Here is a 16366-nt window from a genome sequence, read left to right as displayed (position 1 = left end):
TCACACCAGGCAGGGCGTGATGTCGAAATCCACGGCGCGCACCGCGATATCGCGCAGTTGCTGCACCATGGCGCGCGTGTCGTCGCGCCGCCATTGGAAGGTGTATTGCAGCGGCCGCAGCGGAGGCAGCGCGACGAGCTCCATCAGGTAGCCACGCTGGACCAGGGTACGTGCCCAGGCCTTGGGCAGGAAGCCGACGCCCAGCCCTTCGCGCAGCATCCCCGCCACGGCGCCGAGATTCTCGCAAGTCATGCGGCGGCTGATGCGGACGTGGTGCTCGGTCAGCCATTCATCCAGGATGCGCACCGTACCGGCACTGTTGGGCAGGGTGATGAGGGTTGCATCCGCGACCTGCTCGGCGCGCACGGGCGGATCGTCCAGGTAGCGATGCGGCGCCGCCACCCAGATGAACTCCGCCACGCCGATCGCGTGGGACGCGATGGCGGTGCGCGTCGACGGCCCGGCAATGATGGCGAAATCCAGTTCGCCGTTCTCCAGCATCACTTCGAGCGCCTGGCCCAGGTTGGCGTGCGGCTCCACCGTCAGGTTGGGATGCGCCTGCTGGATCATGGCGATCAGGCGCGGCATCCAGGTCAGCGACGTCAGCTCCCCCACGCCGAAGCGGCAACGGCCGGACAGGGCGCGCGCATCGTTGGCCCGGCGCATGAAGTGCTCGGCCGCGCCCAGGACATCGCGCGCGTGCGGCAACATGCGCTCGCCCAGCGGCGTCAGCACGGCGCTACGGTTGTCGCGGTTGAAGAGCGGCGCTCCAATGGTGGATTCCAGTTCGCCGATGCGCTTGGAGAGCGACGACACGGAGATATCCAGACGCTGGGCAGCCACGGCGAAGTTCTTGCACGTGGCCGCCCAGTAGAACGCTTCCAATTGCTTGAGAGTCACGACAACCTGAATGTTGAGAAAAAGCGGACAAACAACACCACTTAATATCGCTTTATTCTAACTTTACTAGCCGATATAGTCGCTCGCACGCCCCCGTTGCCGTCGGCCGCGACCGCCGCGCTGGCGCGCTCCGGCCGCCCCCTTTCTTCACGCCCTTTTTCGATACCCCGCACGATGTCCACTTCCCTGGCCAAACCGGCGCATGCGAGCGCCGCCGCCCCGGTCCGCGCCGACCGTCGCATGAAGCGCTTTCTTTCACTGCAGGACTTCGAGACCGCCGCACGGCGGCACCTGCCGCGCCCGGTCTTCGGCTATGTGCACGGATCGGTCGAGGACGGGCAATCCGAACGCGACAATCGCGCGGCGTTCGCGCGATACGGCTTCAAGCCGCGCGTGCTGGTCGACGTTTCGGCCCGCAGCCAGGATGTGGAAATTTTCGGCCGGCGCTACGCCAGCCCCGTGGGCATCGCGCCCATGGGCATTACCGCGCTGACCGCCTATCGCGGCGACATCGTGCTGGCCCGCGCCGCCCGGGAAGCCAATGTGCCCAGCATCATGAGCGGCTCATCGCTGATCCGCCTGGAAGACGTCATGGCGCAGGCGCCCGGCACCTGGTTCCAGGCCTATTTGCCGGGCGACGATGCGCAGATCGCGGCGCTGATCGACCGCGTCGCCGCCGCCGGCGTGCAGACATTGGTGCTGACGGTCGATACGCCGACGCAGGCCAACCGCGAGAACAATGTACGCACCGGCTTCAGCACTCCGCTGCGGCCCAGCCTGGACCTGGCGTGGCAGGGCATCACCCACCCGCGCTGGCTGGCCGGCACCTTCGCGCGCACCCTGCTCAAGCACGGCATGCCGCACTTCGAGAACAACTACGCGACGCGCGGCGCGCCCATCCTGTCGCGCAACGTCCTGCGCGATTTCTCGGATCGCGGGCACCTGAACTGGACCCACGTCGCCCGCATCCGCGAGCGCTGGAAAGGGACCATGGTGATCAAGGGCATCCTGGACCCGGCCGACGCCCTCAAGGCGCGCGCGCTCGGCATGGACGGCGTCATTGTCTCGAACCATGGCGGCCGCCAGCTGGACGGCGCCGTATCGCCCCTGCGCGTGCTGGAAGACGTCGTCGCGCAGGCGGGCGACATGGCCGTGATGTTCGATAGCGGCGTGCGTCGCGGCACCGACACGCTCAAGGCGATCGCGCTGGGCGCGCGCTGCGTCTTCGTCGGAAGGCCGTTCAACTACGCGGCCGCGGTGGCCGGCCAGGACGGCGTGCGCCATGCGCTGAAGCTGATCCAGGACGAGGTCTCGCGCGACATGGCCATGCTGGGCATCACGCGGCTGCAGGAACTGGATAAGTCGTTCCTGGTTCCGCTCGGATAGCGGCGCGGCGACGGGCGGCGGCCCCCTGAAGCCGCGCGACCGGCCCGCCCCACCTCCTCACGACCGTTTTTCGCTACCGCATCCCGGCTACTCCTTCCACGGCATGGCTTGCCACAGGGCGCGATATTCCGTCTCCGTGGCGCGCAGTTCCGCGGAATACTCGGCCGGCGCAAGGTAGCGCAAGGGCGCGTAGAGCTCCGCCGCCTTCTGCTGGAACGCCGGGTCCTGCGCGGTTTTGCGTACCGCCTCGACCAGCTTCTCCCGTATGTCGGCCGGCAGTCCCTTCGGCGCCGCGAGCCCGCGCAGCGAGGCCTGTTCCAGCTTGTAGCCCTGCTCTGCGAACGTGGGCACATCCGGCGCCAGCGCAGACCGCGTCTTGCTCATCTGCCCCAGGAAAACCAGGGCGCTGCCGCCCTTGATGTACTGCAGGGCCTCGCCGACGTTCATGGCGCCCACGACGATCTGCCCGCTGTCCATCGCGCCGCGGACTTCACCCGCGCCCTTGTACGGCACGTGCGTGAGCGTCGTCCCCGTGGCGCGCTGGAACTGCAGCATGGCGATGTGGTCGTCGGACCCCGTGCCCGTCGTCCCCACCGTCACCTTGCCCGGATTCGCCTTGGCGTACTTGGCAAGGTCGGCCAGCGTCGTGATCTCGCTGCCCTTGCGCACGGTGAAGGCGCCCGGGTCATCCACGAGGTTGCCCAGCAGGTCGAAGCTCTGCCAGGTGAAGGTGGTTTGCCGCTCCATGGGCGCCGTCAGGACGTTCGGCGTATTCAGGAACCCGATCGTGTAGCCGTCCGGCGCGGCGTTCGCCAGTTCGGCGAAGCCGATCGCACCGCCGGCGCCGGGCCGGTTCAGCACCACGATCCGTGCATCGCCGCCCAGGTACTTCTGCAAAAAGGGTCCCATCATCCGCGCGACCAGGTCGGTCCCTCCCCCAGGGCCATAGGAAACGATGAGGTTGATGGGCCGTTCGGGGTAGACCGCCCACGCCGGGGCGCCCGCCGCCAGGGCCAGCCCCAGCAGCGCCGCCAGCCTTGCGAAGGGCCGCAGTCTCCGACCGGCCGCCGCGCGGCGTGACGATGACCGCGATTCGTCGCGGCCTGTTCCGGGCCGGGCATAGGCCGGCCGTGATGCCGCGCGGCCACCGGTCCGGCGCAATGGATCCAGCACGTTCCGCATTCCTGTCCGTATCATCCCTGCCTCCTTATCGGCGTCTATCCGCGCCTGTCCATGGAAATCCGTTTGCCGCCCACGCCGCTTCGCGTGTCACGACGCGCCGATGCGCGCCGCGTAGCGTCGCCTGAAGAACTCGTATGCGTCGGGATTGACGATGCGCGACGGGCGTTGGCCGCGCAGCAGGGCGACGATCTGCTCGGCCCCCATCGCGGCGACATTGCGCCGTGCCTCATGCGTCACGCCGGCCGTGTGATAGGTCGCCACCACCTGGGGAAGCGACAGCAACGGCGCATCCTGCGCCGGCGGCTCCACCGTCCACACGTCCAGCCCCGCTCCGCCCAGCGCCCCATCGCGCAGGGCCTCGTACAGCGCCACCTCGTCATGGATGCCGCCACGCGCGGTCGAGACGAACAGCGCACCGCGCTTCATCGCGCGCAGTCGCTCGCGGCCGAACATGCCGCGCGTTTCTGGCGTCAACGGGCAATGCAGCGACACCACATCCGATTGCGCCAGCAGCTCGTCGAGCGCGCACAGCCGTGCACCGCGTTCGGCCGCCTGGTCCGGCTCCAGGTAGGGATCGTAGGCCAGCACCGGCATCCCGAAACCCCGCGCAATGCGGGCGGTCTGCGTGCCGATCGCACCAAGCCCTACCAGCCCCAGCGTCTTGCCGCTCAGTTGGCTACCCATCAGGTCTTCACGCGTAAAGCCGCGCTCGCCGCGCAGGCGGACATGCGACTCGACGATGCGGCGCGTCACCGCCAGCATCAGGCCGAAGGCATGCTCGGCCACCGACACGGCGTTGGCACCCGCCTGGTTCACGACCAGCACGCCGGCGCGGGTACACGCCGCCACGTCCACCGTGTCGTAACCCGCGCCGCCGGAGGACACGCAGAGCAGGCGGGGACAGCGCTGCAACAGCGGCTCGCCCACGAACCACTGCGGCGGCAACTCGTCCTTCGCGGCCGTGACGTGATAGACATCGGCCTCCTGCAGTGTCCGCCACGTCTCATCCGCCGCGCCGTGTGCCGCGGCAACCTTCAAGACAATGTCCTGTTCCGCGGCGAAGCGCCGGTCGAACGCTGCATCGATCCAAAGGTCCAGCCGGCTCACCTGAAAAGGCGTGCGCGCATGGGTCATGTCTCCTCCCTGTTTTGTGGCCACTGTAGCGAAGGTCGGCATCCGACTAAAGCGAAAATTTCGCGCCGAGACGCTTTGCTTTTTTGCAACCTAATCCGTCCGCGGCCGCGATGCCATGGCAGAGCGGCGCATGTCCGGCACAGTATCGATGCTTCCCCGCGCATTGTCTGCCGCGGCCCTGCGCCGGGAGCGCTACGCCTGGGCACGTTGGCGTCTCGGCGCGGAAACATATCTTTGCATTAGAGCGCCGCCGCGTTTGCGCACGAACCGTCGGGGCCGATACCCTAAGGGCCCCCCAAAGGCTCCGCTTCGCCCAGCTGCTACCCGCGTATCGGCAGGCCGGAGCACACCGATCACAATCACGGAGAACCGATGGCGTTAACGAAAGCCACGCAACATCCCCCTTCCCATGTCCTGAACCGCGCCATCGCCGCATCGGCGGTCGGCAACGCTACCGAGTGGTTCGACTACGGCATCTATGCCTACGGCGTCGGCTATATCTCGGCGGCGTTTTTCCCCGGCGACACGCAGCAGGCGACGCTGTTCGCGCTGGCGACCTTCGCCATCTCTTTCCTGGTGCGGCCGTTTGGCGGCCTGTTCTGGGGCCCGTTGGGCGATCGGTTGGGACGCAAAGCCATCCTCGCGCTGACCATCCTGATGATGTCGGGCGCCACCTTCGCCATCGGCCTTATCCCTTCCTATGCCTCCATCGGCTTCTGGGCGCCGCTGCTGCTGGTGATCCTCCGCATGGTGCAGGGCTTTTCCACCGGCGGCGAATACGGCGGCGCCGCGACCTTCATGGCGGAATACGCGCCCGACAAGAAACGCGGCTTCTGCGGCAGCTTCCTGGAGGTGGGCACGCTGGGCGGTTTCTCGCTGGGCGCCTTGCTGATGCTGGGCTTTTCCCTGGCGCTCAGCGAGGAAGCCATGCATGCCTGGGGCTGGCGCATCCCCTTCTTCATCGCCGCGCCCATGGGGCTGGTGGGCATGTACCTGCGCTCGCGCCTGAAGGAAACGCCGGTATTCCGCGAAGCGGAAGCCGCGCTCCAGGACAGCCCCGTGGCCGAGGCCAAGGGCAGCGTCAGGGACTGCTTCGCCGGCTACAAGCGCCAGGTGCTGGCCCTGGGCGGCCTGGTCGTCGCGCTGAATGTCGTCAACTACACCCTGTTGAGCTTCGCGCCGACATACTTCGCGCGGCAGCTCGGCCTGAGCACGCACGAAGCGTTGATCGTCCCCATCATCGGCATGCTGTTCATGATGCTCTTCCTGCCCTTCGCCGGACGGCTTTCCGACAGGCTGGGCCGCAAGCCGATGTGGCGCGCGTCGCTGGCCGGCCTTTTCGTGCTGGCGATTCCGCTCTTTCACCTGATGGCGACCGGCCTTGCCGGCGCCATCGTCGGCTATGCCCTCCTCGGGCTGCTCTACGTGCCCCAGCTGGCGACGATCTCCGCCACTTTCCCGGCGATGTTCCCCACGCAGGTCCGCTTCGTCGGCTTCGCCATCGCGTACAACGTCTCGACCTCGCTGTTCGGCGGCACCGCGCCCGCGGTCAACGAATGGCTGATCGGCATGACCGGCAGCAACCTGGTCCCCGCGTACTACATGATGGCCGCCTGCGTGGTCGGGGCCATTGCCTTGCGCTACGTCGTGGAAACCGCCGGGCACTCGCTGCGCGGCTCGGAGATTCCCGGCACCAAGGCATCGCAACGGGAACTGAAGGCACTGGACGCCCATGGCGTGCCGGGCGTGCGGTGAGCCTCGCGCCCTGACACCGAGCTCGGAAAACAGGCCCTGCCCGGTCGGGTCAGGGCTTGATGTTCTGCATCAGACGCGGCATCCGCTCGCCCTCCTGGGCATAGGTGTTCTTCGCGTAGTCGGCATAGGCCTGCGGCCCCAGATAACGCACTTCGATCGCGTTGTCCTTCGCGATGCGCCGGAACCCGGGGTCGCTCATTGCCTTGTCGAAGAGGTCGGCGATCCGCTGTACGCGCTCGGGCTTCATGCCGGCCGGCCCCACCAGGCCGAATGGCGCGCTGGCCACGATGGGGAAGCCTTGCTCTTTCAAGGTAGGCCACTCCGGATGCAACGCGCTTCGCGGATCGCTGATGGCGGCCAGCACCCGCACGCTGCCGTTGGCCACATACTGGTCCAGCGTCGAAGACCCGGTACCGGCGATAACGTCCACCTGTTTGCCCAACAACGCGGTAACGATGTCCGAAGCACTCTTGTAGGGAATGTGCGTCCACCTGATCCCCGCGCGCGTGCCCAGTTCGTCCATGGAAAGATGCGGCGTACTGAAGGCGCCAGGCGTGCCGTAGCTATATTTGCCGGGGTGGCTTCTGGCATCGGTTATGAAATCATTGATGTTCGTCCACTTCGAGTCCGCGCGTACGGCGATCATGTAGCTGTAATCGACCAATGCGCTGATGAAGGTCAGGTCCCGGAGGGGATGGAAACTGGTTTTCTGGATATAAGGCTGTCTGAAAATGCCGACCGGCGCGATGGCCAGTTCATAGCCGTCCGGCTTGGCTGTCGCCACTTGTATCGCGCCGAGCGTCCCGTTCGCCCCCGGCCGGTTCTCCACGACGAATGGCTGCGCGATTTCCTTTTCCAGCGCCCGGCCGATCGCTCGCACCACGATATCGGACGGTCCGCCAGGCGCGTAGGGCACGATGATCCTGATCGGCTTGTCCGGATACGACTCCGCATGGACTACTCCCACGCACATCGCTGACGCGACGCAGGCAAGCAGGACCCTTCCACTCAACGTGGCGTTTTTCCATGTGCGCATGATGTCTCCTTCGCCGCGACGGCCGCGGCCGTGCCCGCTCTGTTGGAGCGGATCGATCTATTTGTGGACAAGCGTGGAGCGGTGAAGCGGGTGGATTGCCGTAGCGGGGTCAGCGTCTCCGTCATAGGCCCAGCCCGCTCGGATCACACTTTGCACCCGGGACGAAACGACAGGGATCGGTAGAGGGCCGATATCTCGTTATATGGACGCATTTTTAGCGTGTACCGGCCCACCGCGCAGTCGGAAGCGCGATTGGCGCTGGAGGACGAGTGTCGCGCGCCCACCGCGCACAAGGGCCAGTCGCCTATCCCTGTGTATCCGGAATCAGCCGCTTGCCGAAGCTCAGCACATCGTCCTGGCTGAACCCCAGGCCGCGATAAAAGTGCTGCACCGCCGTGTTGTCGCCTCGGATCAGGAGATTGATTTTGGGACAGCCTGCATCGATGAAACACCGCTCCGCGTTTGCCACCAGCGCCTTCGCATAGCCGCGCCGCCGATGCCGGGGATCCACCGAAAGATAATTGATCCATCCGCGATGGCCGTCATAGCCCGCCATGACGGAAGCCACCACCCGGCCACCGACCTCGCCGACCAGGAACCATTCCGGCTGCACCGTGGACTTGCGGGCGATATCCTTGCGCGGGTCATTCCACGGCCGCGTCAACCCGCATTGCCGCCACAGCTCGATAACGGCCGCCTCGTCGGCGGTCCGATAGGGTCTTATATGGAGATCGGGATACTGCATGCTTTCGCTCCTTGCACAGGGATGGAAGCGAAGGCCTTGAAACACCTGCCCGATGGCGGTCCGGAAAAAACAAAGGCCACGACAGGAATCGTGGCCTTCGGTTGGAAACGCCGGGAATTCAGCGTTCGGACAGCGTCGAACCACTCAACATGGGCGTCGAGTGATTCGTCGGAAAGCGATGTTGGCGAAAATGCCGCGGGCGTGGGCAAACATGATTCGAAAACTATCACGCCAGGCATTGCACGGCAATAGATTCTTCATCGTGACGGCGAGGACGATGAAGGCCGCGCTCGGCGCGTGGAACCTACTTATCCGGAGACGGCGCAGATTGCGGCTCGGCGGCGTTCTGGCCGGCCGCCGCCGGACTGCCTGCGTCCGCCGGCGCCGGCGGTACGGCGGGCGCCGAGGGCGCTGACGAGGGTGTGGACGCTGGCGTGGACGTGGAGGCCGGCGCGGAGGTCGGCGCGGGCGGGGGCGTCGGGCCCGGCGTCGACGCCGCTGGCGCCCCCGACGTGCCCGGTGCTCCGGATGGCTGGGATGCCGCCGCAGGCGCGTCCGACTGCGCACCCGATGCCGGCGCGGGGCCTGCGCTCGAAGCCGGCGGCGTAGCGGCGGCGGGCGGGACCTTGGCAGGCGTACCGGGAGCACGGGATCCGCTTCCGGCATCCGCCGGCGCATTCTTTGGCAGGTAGCGCTGTATCAAGTCGAAGAAACCTTCGTAGAACGAAGGCGAGGAAATTGTCTCGCTGCTGATCTTGGCAAGCGAATCATCCGACGATCCGAAAGGCATCGAAACGGACCCGAGCACGCTCAGCCCGACCCCCGCGGAGCTGCTGACCTTCTTGATGATGTACCTGTCCTGCACCGCGCTGACGAACACCGACGTATTCGGCGAGGCCTGGTGGTCCGAGGTGCAGGTCACGTGGAAGGAAATCACCTGGTGCTTGTCTTCCTCGACCTGGAAGTTCTTCTGTCCTTCCACCCCATCGGCCTGCGCCTTTGCGATGGTATAGCCCTGGCTAAGCAGCGCTCGCCGCGCCGCTTCGCACGTGGCCTTGTCCGTGGCGGGATACGTGCGCGAATAGGTGCTCGTGTCGCTGAAGGTTTCCGGATAAGCCGGCGGGCGGTTGCCGGCGCATCCGGCCAGGACCAGCAGGGAAAAGGCGACTGTAACGATGCCGGCGAGCATATCGCCGCGGCGTCCATACCCGCAGGCCGGGGTATCGCCGGTGGCGCGCGCCGAAGGTGGGGTACGGGAAAGGACGGACTGCCTGGTTGTCATCGACGGTTTGCCATTTTGGGTTCAGGGACGTCTGGAAAGACGCGGCGACCTGCTCGGCCACCGTGGTTGCTCCGCAACATTATCCCCGCCCATCTCCGCTGCGTGCTTCTGATTGTTCCCAGCTTCAACGAACTGAAGCGGCCGATACAAGACCGATGCCGACCGCCATACCGGAACATGCGGCGCGGTGCGGCAACTCATCGGGCCACATCGGCCACGCACCAGCCTTTCCCACCCACAAAGGTAAACGGAGACAGTTATGTATCGCACGCGCATGCTCGCCGCACTCTCGTTCCTGGGCACTGTTCTGCCCACCGGCACGCCGGCTTCCGCCGCAGAGCTTCACTACCCGCAACGCGCCATCACCATCGTGGTCGGTTTTCCCGCCGGAGGAGGCGCCGATACCCTGGCCCGGCTGCTTGCGCAGCACATGGAACGGGCCTTCGGGAGAAAGGTGCTCGTGGAAAACCGCCCAGGGGCCTCAGGCAACATCGGAGCGGAATCCGTGGCGCACGCCCCGCCGGACGGCCATACCTTGTACATCAGCACCCGGTCGAACGCGCTTCACAAAGTGGTATACGGGCGCGCCGAGTTCGATTTCGCCAGGGACCTCGTCCCGGTCGGCCTGCTCGCAACCGTACCGAGCGTGCTCGTCACCGCGGCGCAAGCACCGATCGTCACGGTCAAGGACATGATCGCGCTCGCCAAGGCGCAACCCGGCGCACTGACTTGCGCCTCCACGGGCTTCGGCTCCGACACGCATCTTCTATGCGAACTGCTCCAGCGCGCCACCCATACCAAGCTGCTCCATGTGCCGTACCGTGGCGGTGCGGTTGCAATAGCCGATGTCATCGGTGGGCGGGTAGACCTGCTCTCCTTCTCGCTCCCCGGCGCGCTTCCTTACATAAAGGCAGGTTCGGTCCGCGCGATCGCCGTCATGGCGCGTAAAAGGCAGCCCGTCATCAGCCATATCCCGACGATGGAAGAGTCCGGCGTCCGCGGCGTCGACATGGAAACGTGGTTTGGCCTGATGGCCCCAGCCGGCACGCCGGCGCCCGTCATTGGGCAGTTGAACGCATGTCTCAATACGCTGCTGCCGGATCCGGCGCTACAGGAAGCGCTCATGTCGCGTGGCTTCGTCGCACCATCCGGACCCAATACACCGGATACCTTCCGCAAGCTGATTGCCGTCGAAACCGAGACCTGGACCCCGGTTCTCGTGGAAGCCGGGGTCAGTACAACACCGTGATGAAACCAACATCCAGGGTCGCGAGCGCGACCATACGGCCGTAGCCGCCGCACCATCACTTCAGGCAGCCCGGCGCAGCGCCAGGGGCTCTCCAAGCTCCGCCCGACGGGCCGGTCGCAGCACATCCGGCCCGACCTGCCGGATGTCCGTGTGGCCGCAGAAGGCCATGGTAAGGTCCAGTTCCTTGCGGATGATCTCCAGCGCCTTGGTGACGCCGGCCTGCCCCATCGCCCCCAGGCCGTACAGCATCGCCCGCCCGATGTAAGTGCCGCGCGCGCCCAGCGCGATGGCCTTGAGCACGTCCTGGCCCGAGCGGATGCCGCCGTCCATATGGACTTCCAGGCGCGTCCCGACCGCGTCCGCGATCTCCGGCAGCGCCACGATGGACGACTCGGCGCCATCCAGTTGCCGGCCGCCATGATTCGAAACGATGATCGCATCGGCCCCGACGTCGGCGGCCAGGCGCGCGTCCTCGACATCCTGTATGCCTTTCAGGACCAGCTTGCCCTCCCAGATGCGCCGCAGCCACGCGACGTCGGCCCAGTTCAGGCTCGGGTCGAACTGGCATGCGCACCATTCGGAAAGCAGTACGTTGTCGTCCAGGCCATCGATGTGTCCGACGATATTGCCCAGCGTCCGGCGCCGCGTCCGCAGCATCGCGGACCACCAGCGCGGCTTGGACAGGATATCGAACAGATTGCCAGGGGTCAGCCTGGGCGGCGCGGTCAGGCCATTCCTGATGTCCTTGTGGCGCTGTCCGCTGAAAGGCAGGTCCAGCGTCAGCACCAATGCCGACACATTGGCGTGCCGGGCGCGCTGCACCAGGCGTTCGACGAAACCACGGTCGCGCATCACATAGACCTGCATCCAGAACGGATGGCCGCCGGTTGCCTGCGCGACGTCCTCCATCGAGCAGATGCTCATGGTGGACAGCGTGAATGGAATGCCGAAGGCCTGCGCGGCGCGCGCGGCCAGTATTTCGCCGTCGGCGTGCTGCATGCCGGTCAGGCCGGTAGGCGCGATCGCCACCGGCATGGCGACGTCCTGGCCCAGCATGGTGGTACGCACGCTGCGTTGTTCCAGGTTGATGGCGACGCGCTGGCGCAGGCGGATGGCGGCCAGGTCCGCTTCATTGGCCCGATAGGTCGATTCCGTCCAGGAACCGGAATCGGCATATTCGTAGAACATGCGTGGCACGCGCCTGCGGGCGAGCTGGCGCAGATCCTCGATGCTGGTGATGGGTTTCATGCGGTCCTTTCCCTCCGTGCTATCGTTTTGCCATGCATTGCGACGTGTGCCTCGCACACGCGACAACCCCAGGTTCCCATCCGCCATGGCGCGCCACCTTCCGCCCTTGAACCCGCTGCGTGCCTTCGAGGTCGCGGCCCGCCACGCCAGTTTCACGCGCGCCGCGGACGAGTTGTGCGTGACCCCGTCGGCGGTCAGCCATCAGGTCAAGACACTGGAAGAGCACCTGGGCGTGGTGCTGTTCACGCGCGAGGCCAAGACGCTGTCGCTGACGGCCGCCGGGCGGGCCTATCTGCCCGCCGTGCGCCAGGCCTTCGGCGTACTCTCCGATGCGACCCGGCAGTTGCGCGCGCAATTGACGCCGACGCTGCGTGTCGACATTCCGCCGACCTTCGCCGCCAAGTGGCTGATCCCCCGGATGGACCGCTTCGTCAAGGCGCATCCGGAAATCGACCTGCGCGTATCCACCGTGTCCGACGCGCCCAACTTCTCGCGCGACGAGTTCGACATCGCGATCCGCTTCGGCAGCGGCGCCTACCCCGGGCTGCATGTAGAGCCCTGCCTGTCGGTGCAGGTCTTCCCGGTGTGCAGTCCGCGCCTGATGGAAGGTGACCATCCGCTGCGCCATCCTGCCGACCTGAAGCACCACACGCTGCTGCACGATGGCAGCGTCTACCAGGACGGCAGCAACCCGCACTGGTCGGCATGGCTGCGCCACGCCGGCGTGGACGACATCGATGCCTCGCGCGGACTGTCGTTTTCCCCCAGCCATCTGGTCATCAATGCAGCCATCGACGGCTTGGGCGTGGCGCTGACCAAGGACCGCTGGGTAGAGCTGGACCTGGCGGCGGGCCGCCTGGTGCGGCCCTTCGATATCTCGCTGCCAGTCGCCTACGCCTACTACATGGTCTTTCCGCCGGATCGCGCGGAGGACGTGCGCGTGGCGACGTTCATCGATTGGATCCGTGCCGAGGCGGCCACGCCGCCGCAATGACAGGTGCGACATCGCGCCGGGCTCCCGCGTTCGCAACGCGCCCTAGCGCCCGACAAAGGTCGGCCGCGTCTTGTCCAGGAAGGCACGGTAGCCGATGCGGAAATCCTCGGTATCGAAACAGTGATGCGCCTCGTCGCGCTCCGCGTCGGTGAGCGGCGCGGGATCCTCCAGGCGGCGCAGGAATTTCTTGTGCCAGCGCGCGACCAGGGGCGCGCCATGGCCGATGCGCCGGGCCGTCGCCGCGACTTCCTCATCGACGGCGTCGTCCGCCACGATGCGATTCACCAGCCCCATGCGCAGCGCTTCCTCCGCGCCGAACACCCGGCCTTCCAGCAGTATTTCCAGCGTGGCGGCCTTGCCCACCAGTGAAGCCAGCCCGCGCAATTCCTCGTACGAGACCACCAGGCCCAGCCGATTGATCGGCACGCCGAAGCGGCTGGACGCACCGCAGATGCGCATATCGCACAAGGTGGACATCTCCAGTCCGCCCCCCACGCACGCCCCGTGGATCAGGGCCACGGTGGGATGGCGGCACTCGCCGATCGCGCGCAACGCGGCCTGCGTGATCTCCGAATAGGCCCGCGATTGTTCGGCGGTGCTGCGCACACGCGGGAACTCCTCGATGTCCGCGCCGGCGCAGAATGCCTGTTGGCCCGCGCCGCGCAGGACAATGCAGCGCACGCTGTCGTCGGCCGACAGCGCGTCGAAGCGTTCCTTCAGCAGCCTCCACATGTCCAGGTCCAGGGCGTTCATTCGCTGCGGCGCGTTAAGCGTCACGGTCGCGATGCCGCCATCGCGCTGCAGCAGAATCGATTCGGACATGACGTTCCATCCTTTCCTGGTATGTGCGCCGGGCAAGACGGCGCGCGAAGTGGGAGCGCCAGTCTAGGTGGCATTCCCTGCACGGCCAAACGAAAAAATCTACGCCATCCTTCAAGAAAATGTCGGTTGCCCGCGTGCCGCGGCGGTCCATACACTGCCTGGCCTGACTCAAGCAAGCCGACGGAGGAAGCATGGCATCGGAACGAAGCGGGCCGGACAGGGCACTGCCGCTATCGCATCTGCGGGTACTCGACCTGAGTCATGTCATGGCCGGTCCGTTCTGCTGCATGTTGCTGGGCGATATGGGCGCCGACGTCATCAAGGTCGAGCCGCCCGGGACAGGTGACCAGACCCGACGCTCCATGGGCTTCCGGCTCAAGGGCGAGGACAGCGGCGGCTTCCTGGCGCTGAACCGGAATAAGCGCAGCATCACACTGGACCTCAAGACCGAAGCGGGCCTGGAGGCGTTCTACGCCCTGGTGAAGACGGCCGACGTGCTGGTGGAGAACAATCGCCCCGGCGTGGCGGCCCGCTTGAAGATCGACTATCCGACACTGCGGCGCATCAACCCGCGACTGGTCTACGCCAGCATCTCGGGCTTCGGGCAGACCGGACCCTGGTCGCGGCGGCCCGGTTTCGACCTGATCGCCCAGGCCATGAGCGGCATGATGAGCGTGATGGGCCACCCGGGCTCGCCGCCGGTCAAAAGCAGCGTCCCGGTCGGCGACCTGGGCGCGGGATTGTTCGCGACCTACGGGGTATTGAGCGCCCTGGCCGGCCGCGACCGCAGCGGCGAAGGCCAGTACGTCGACGCCTCCCTCTTCGAAAGCGCGCTGGGCCTGTCCATCTGGGAAGTCGCGGAGTTCTGGGGAACCGGCAACGTGCCCGCGCCCATCGGCAGCGCCAACCGCATGAGCGCCCCTTACCAGGCGCTGCGCGCGGCGGATCGCTATTTCGTCCTGGGCGCGGCCAATCAAAAGCTTTGGTGCCTCTTGTGCCAGGCACTCGATCGCGACGATCTGCGCGACGATCCGCGTTTCGTGGATAACGTGGCGCGCATGAGCCGCCGGGAAGAGCTGGCGCAGGAACTGGAACGCACCCTGGCACACCGTACGGCCGATGAATGGGTCGCGCTGCTGCAGGAAGCCGGCATTCCGGCGGCGCCGATTCTCGACTATGGCGAGGCGCTGGCCAGCGACCAGGCCGTCGCCCGCGATATGGTCCTGGAGATGCCGCACCCGGTGGAAGGCACCATCCGCCAGTTGGGCTTTCCGGTCAAGCTGCATGGTACGCCGCAGCAACTGCGGCATCCCCCGCCCCTGCTCGGCCAGCACACGGCGGAGATCATGGCGGAAGCCGGCCTGGGCGTGGACGCCCTGGCCTCCCTGCGGCAGCGCGGCGCCTTCGGGACGGCGACGCCGTCCCGGCCGCAGGCCGCAGCGCACATATCCCTCGCCAGCGAATCGCCGTAGTGGTCGCCGTAGTGATGGCAGCGCTGATAGTGCAGTAATGGTTTAGCCCAAGGCGCAGGCCGCCAGGCCGATACCCCCGCTTCGATGGAAGCGGATACTCATACGAATAAAACACAGATCAAGGAGACGACAACATGAAGCGCAGAGACTTCATCGGCGCCGCGGCGGCGATGCTCGCCGCGCCCGCGGTGAGCGCCCAGGCCATGCCCAGCGCCCCCATACGCATCGTGGTGGGCTTTCCTCCGGGCGGCGGAACGGACGCGGTCGCGCGGCTGCTGGCACAGAAGCTGGGCGCCCTATGGAATACCTCGGTCATCGTGGAGAACCGGCCCGGCGCGGCCGGCGTCATCGCCGCCGAGTACACGACCAAGCAGCCCGCCGACGGCACCACGCTGTTGATGGCGAACTTCAGCAGCCATGCCGTGGCGCCCGGCCTGTATCCCGACCTGGCCTACAACGTCAAGCGCGATTTCGCGCCCATCGTGCTGGTCGGCGTAACGCCGACCGTGCTGATCGGCAACCGCAAGCATGACGTGAAGACGCTGCAGGACGTGGTGGCCTTGTGCAAGAAGCAGTCCGGCCAGATCACCTTCGGCTCGGCGGGGCTGGGTTCCGTACAGCATCTGGCTCTGGAGATGTTCAAGCTGCGCGCCGGCGTAGACGCCGTGCACGTGCCGTACAAGGGCTCCGGTCCCATGATGACGGACCTGCTTGGGGGCCACATCGATTTCAGCTTCGAGACCGTCCCGTCGGCCATCCAGCAGATCCGGCATGGCGCGGTGGTCGCCATCGCACAGACCAACGCCGCCAGGTCGCGACTGCTACCGGATGTGCCCACGGTCGCGGAGTCCGGCTTCCCGGGATTCCAGGCCACGACCTGGTATGGCCTGGTCGGTCCGGCCAGGCTGCCCAAGGCGCTGGCCGAGCGCATGAACCGTGACGTGGATACCGTGCTGGCCATGCCCGACGTGGCCAAGGCCATGGATGGCTACAGCGCGGAAGGCGGCGGCGGCTCCGTAGAGAAATTCGCGCAGTTCATGGCCGACGAAGAAACGAAATGGGGCAAGGTCATCAAGGAAGCCAAGGTGACGGCGACCTAGTGTCCCATCCTCGTTGGGTTGGTCTTCTTTTCCTCCGCCCGGAGGAACCGACCTGGCCGGC

At 66.5% G+C, this 16366-nt stretch carries 14 protein-coding genes; 6 read left to right on the top strand and 8 right to left on the bottom strand.

The window, feature by feature from the left end; all coding sequences use genetic code 11:
- Entirely contained in the window at positions 1-900 is a 900-nt protein-coding gene (locus BAU07_RS01065) for a LysR family transcriptional regulator (RefSeq protein WP_066652861.1), read from the bottom strand.
- Between the two features lie 174 nt (positions 901-1074).
- Between BAU07_RS01065 and BAU07_RS01060 the strand changes: the two genes are divergently transcribed.
- A complete protein-coding gene (locus BAU07_RS01060) occupies positions 1075-2286 on the top strand; it encodes an alpha-hydroxy acid oxidase (RefSeq protein WP_066652858.1) in 1212 nt (403 codons plus the stop codon).
- Between the two features lie 87 nt (positions 2287-2373).
- Here BAU07_RS01060 and BAU07_RS01055 read toward each other — a convergent pair whose 3' ends face one another.
- On the bottom strand, positions 2374-3339 hold the full coding sequence (locus BAU07_RS01055; RefSeq protein WP_066664486.1) for a tripartite tricarboxylate transporter substrate binding protein: 966 nt from the start codon (positions 3337-3339) through the stop codon (positions 2374-2376).
- Between the two features lie 216 nt (positions 3340-3555).
- The gene (locus BAU07_RS01050) at positions 3556-4602 is read right to left on the bottom strand and encodes a hydroxyacid dehydrogenase (RefSeq protein WP_066652848.1); all 1047 of its coding nucleotides are present in this window, start codon (positions 4600-4602) and stop codon (positions 3556-3558) included.
- Between the two features lie 372 nt (positions 4603-4974).
- On the opposite strand from BAU07_RS01050, the gene BAU07_RS01045 reads away from it, so the two are divergent.
- Entirely contained in the window at positions 4975-6357 is a 1383-nt protein-coding gene (locus BAU07_RS01045; protein ID WP_066652846.1) for an MFS transporter, read from the top strand.
- 49 nt (positions 6358-6406) lie between these two features.
- Here BAU07_RS01045 and BAU07_RS01040 read toward each other — a convergent pair whose 3' ends face one another.
- The 3 genes from BAU07_RS01040 to BAU07_RS01030 form a co-directional block, all read right to left on the bottom strand.
- A complete protein-coding gene (locus BAU07_RS01040; protein ID WP_066652843.1) occupies positions 6407-7393 on the bottom strand; it encodes a tripartite tricarboxylate transporter substrate binding protein in 987 nt (328 codons plus the stop codon).
- Positions 7394-7697: 304 nt separating this feature from the next.
- Positions 7698-8138, bottom strand: coding sequence for a GNAT family acetyltransferase (locus tag BAU07_RS01035; protein ID WP_066652832.1), 441 nt, complete (start codon positions 8136-8138; stop codon positions 7698-7700).
- A gap of 304 nt (positions 8139-8442) precedes the next feature.
- The gene (locus tag BAU07_RS01030; protein WP_232338219.1) at positions 8443-9420 is read right to left on the bottom strand and encodes a DUF2242 domain-containing protein; all 978 of its coding nucleotides are present in this window, start codon (positions 9418-9420) and stop codon (positions 8443-8445) included.
- A gap of 259 nt (positions 9421-9679) precedes the next feature.
- On the opposite strand from BAU07_RS01030, the gene BAU07_RS01025 reads away from it, so the two are divergent.
- Entirely contained in the window at positions 9680-10669 is a 990-nt protein-coding gene (locus tag BAU07_RS01025; protein WP_066652827.1) for a Bug family tripartite tricarboxylate transporter substrate binding protein, read from the top strand.
- A 60-nt stretch (positions 10670-10729) separates the two neighbouring features.
- Here BAU07_RS01025 and BAU07_RS01020 read toward each other — a convergent pair whose 3' ends face one another.
- The gene (locus BAU07_RS01020) at positions 10730-11917 is read right to left on the bottom strand and encodes an alpha-hydroxy acid oxidase (protein WP_066652824.1); all 1188 of its coding nucleotides are present in this window, start codon (positions 11915-11917) and stop codon (positions 10730-10732) included.
- A gap of 85 nt (positions 11918-12002) precedes the next feature.
- Here BAU07_RS01020 and BAU07_RS01015 point away from each other — a divergent pair, with 85 nt between their 5' ends.
- Positions 12003-12911 carry a transcriptional regulator GcvA gene (locus BAU07_RS01015; protein WP_066652821.1) on the top strand — a complete coding sequence of 303 codons (909 nt, stop codon included), beginning with the start codon at positions 12003-12005 and terminating at the stop codon, positions 12909-12911.
- A gap of 42 nt (positions 12912-12953) precedes the next feature.
- Here the strand turns inward: BAU07_RS01015 and BAU07_RS01010 are convergent, their stop codons facing one another.
- Positions 12954-13733 (bottom strand): enoyl-CoA hydratase-related protein, encoded by a 780-nt coding sequence (locus tag BAU07_RS01010; protein ID WP_066652819.1) that lies wholly within the window; start codon positions 13731-13733, stop codon positions 12954-12956.
- Positions 13734-13924: 191 nt separating this feature from the next.
- Between BAU07_RS01010 and BAU07_RS01005 the strand changes: the two genes are divergently transcribed.
- The gene (locus BAU07_RS01005; RefSeq protein WP_066652817.1) at positions 13925-15205 is read left to right on the top strand and encodes a CaiB/BaiF CoA transferase family protein; all 1281 of its coding nucleotides are present in this window, start codon (positions 13925-13927) and stop codon (positions 15203-15205) included.
- A 134-nt stretch (positions 15206-15339) separates the two neighbouring features.
- A complete protein-coding gene (locus BAU07_RS01000) occupies positions 15340-16305 on the top strand; it encodes a tripartite tricarboxylate transporter substrate binding protein (protein ID WP_066652813.1) in 966 nt (321 codons plus the stop codon).
- The last annotated feature ends 61 nt before the right edge of the window (positions 16306-16366 follow it).

Source organism: Bordetella flabilis, from assembly GCF_001676725.1.
In the GTDB taxonomy this organism is placed as follows: domain Bacteria; phylum Pseudomonadota; class Gammaproteobacteria; order Burkholderiales; family Burkholderiaceae_B; genus Bordetella_C; species Bordetella_C flabilis.
Note: the sequence above shows the minus strand (reverse complement) of the source record. Positions and strands in the feature narration are given on the sequence as shown.

Coding starts and splice junctions, on each gene's coding strand:
- BAU07_RS01010 (WP_066652819.1), bottom strand. CDS start 13,733: ATGTCCGAATCGATTCTGCTGCAGCGCGATGGCGGCATCGCGACCGTG.
- BAU07_RS01060 (WP_066652858.1), top strand. CDS start 1,075: ATGTCCACTTCCCTGGCCAAACCGGCGCATGCGAGCGCCGCCGCCCCG.
- BAU07_RS01015 (WP_066652821.1), top strand. CDS start 12,003: ATGGCGCGCCACCTTCCGCCCTTGAACCCGCTGCGTGCCTTCGAGGTC.
- BAU07_RS01025 (WP_066652827.1), top strand. CDS start 9,680: ATGTATCGCACGCGCATGCTCGCCGCACTCTCGTTCCTGGGCACTGTT.
- BAU07_RS01000 (WP_066652813.1), top strand. CDS start 15,340: ATGAAGCGCAGAGACTTCATCGGCGCCGCGGCGGCGATGCTCGCCGCG.
- BAU07_RS01050 (WP_066652848.1), bottom strand. CDS start 4,602: ATGACCCATGCGCGCACGCCTTTTCAGGTGAGCCGGCTGGACCTTTGG.
- BAU07_RS01030 (WP_232338219.1), bottom strand. CDS start 9,420: ATGACAACCAGGCAGTCCGTCCTTTCCCGTACCCCACCTTCGGCGCGC.
- BAU07_RS01005 (WP_066652817.1), top strand. CDS start 13,925: ATGGCATCGGAACGAAGCGGGCCGGACAGGGCACTGCCGCTATCGCAT.
- BAU07_RS01035 (WP_066652832.1), bottom strand. CDS start 8,138: ATGCAGTATCCCGATCTCCATATAAGACCCTATCGGACCGCCGACGAG.
- BAU07_RS01040 (WP_066652843.1), bottom strand. CDS start 7,393: ATGCGCACATGGAAAAACGCCACGTTGAGTGGAAGGGTCCTGCTTGCC.
- BAU07_RS01045 (WP_066652846.1), top strand. CDS start 4,975: ATGGCGTTAACGAAAGCCACGCAACATCCCCCTTCCCATGTCCTGAAC.
- BAU07_RS01020 (WP_066652824.1), bottom strand. CDS start 11,917: ATGAAACCCATCACCAGCATCGAGGATCTGCGCCAGCTCGCCCGCAGG.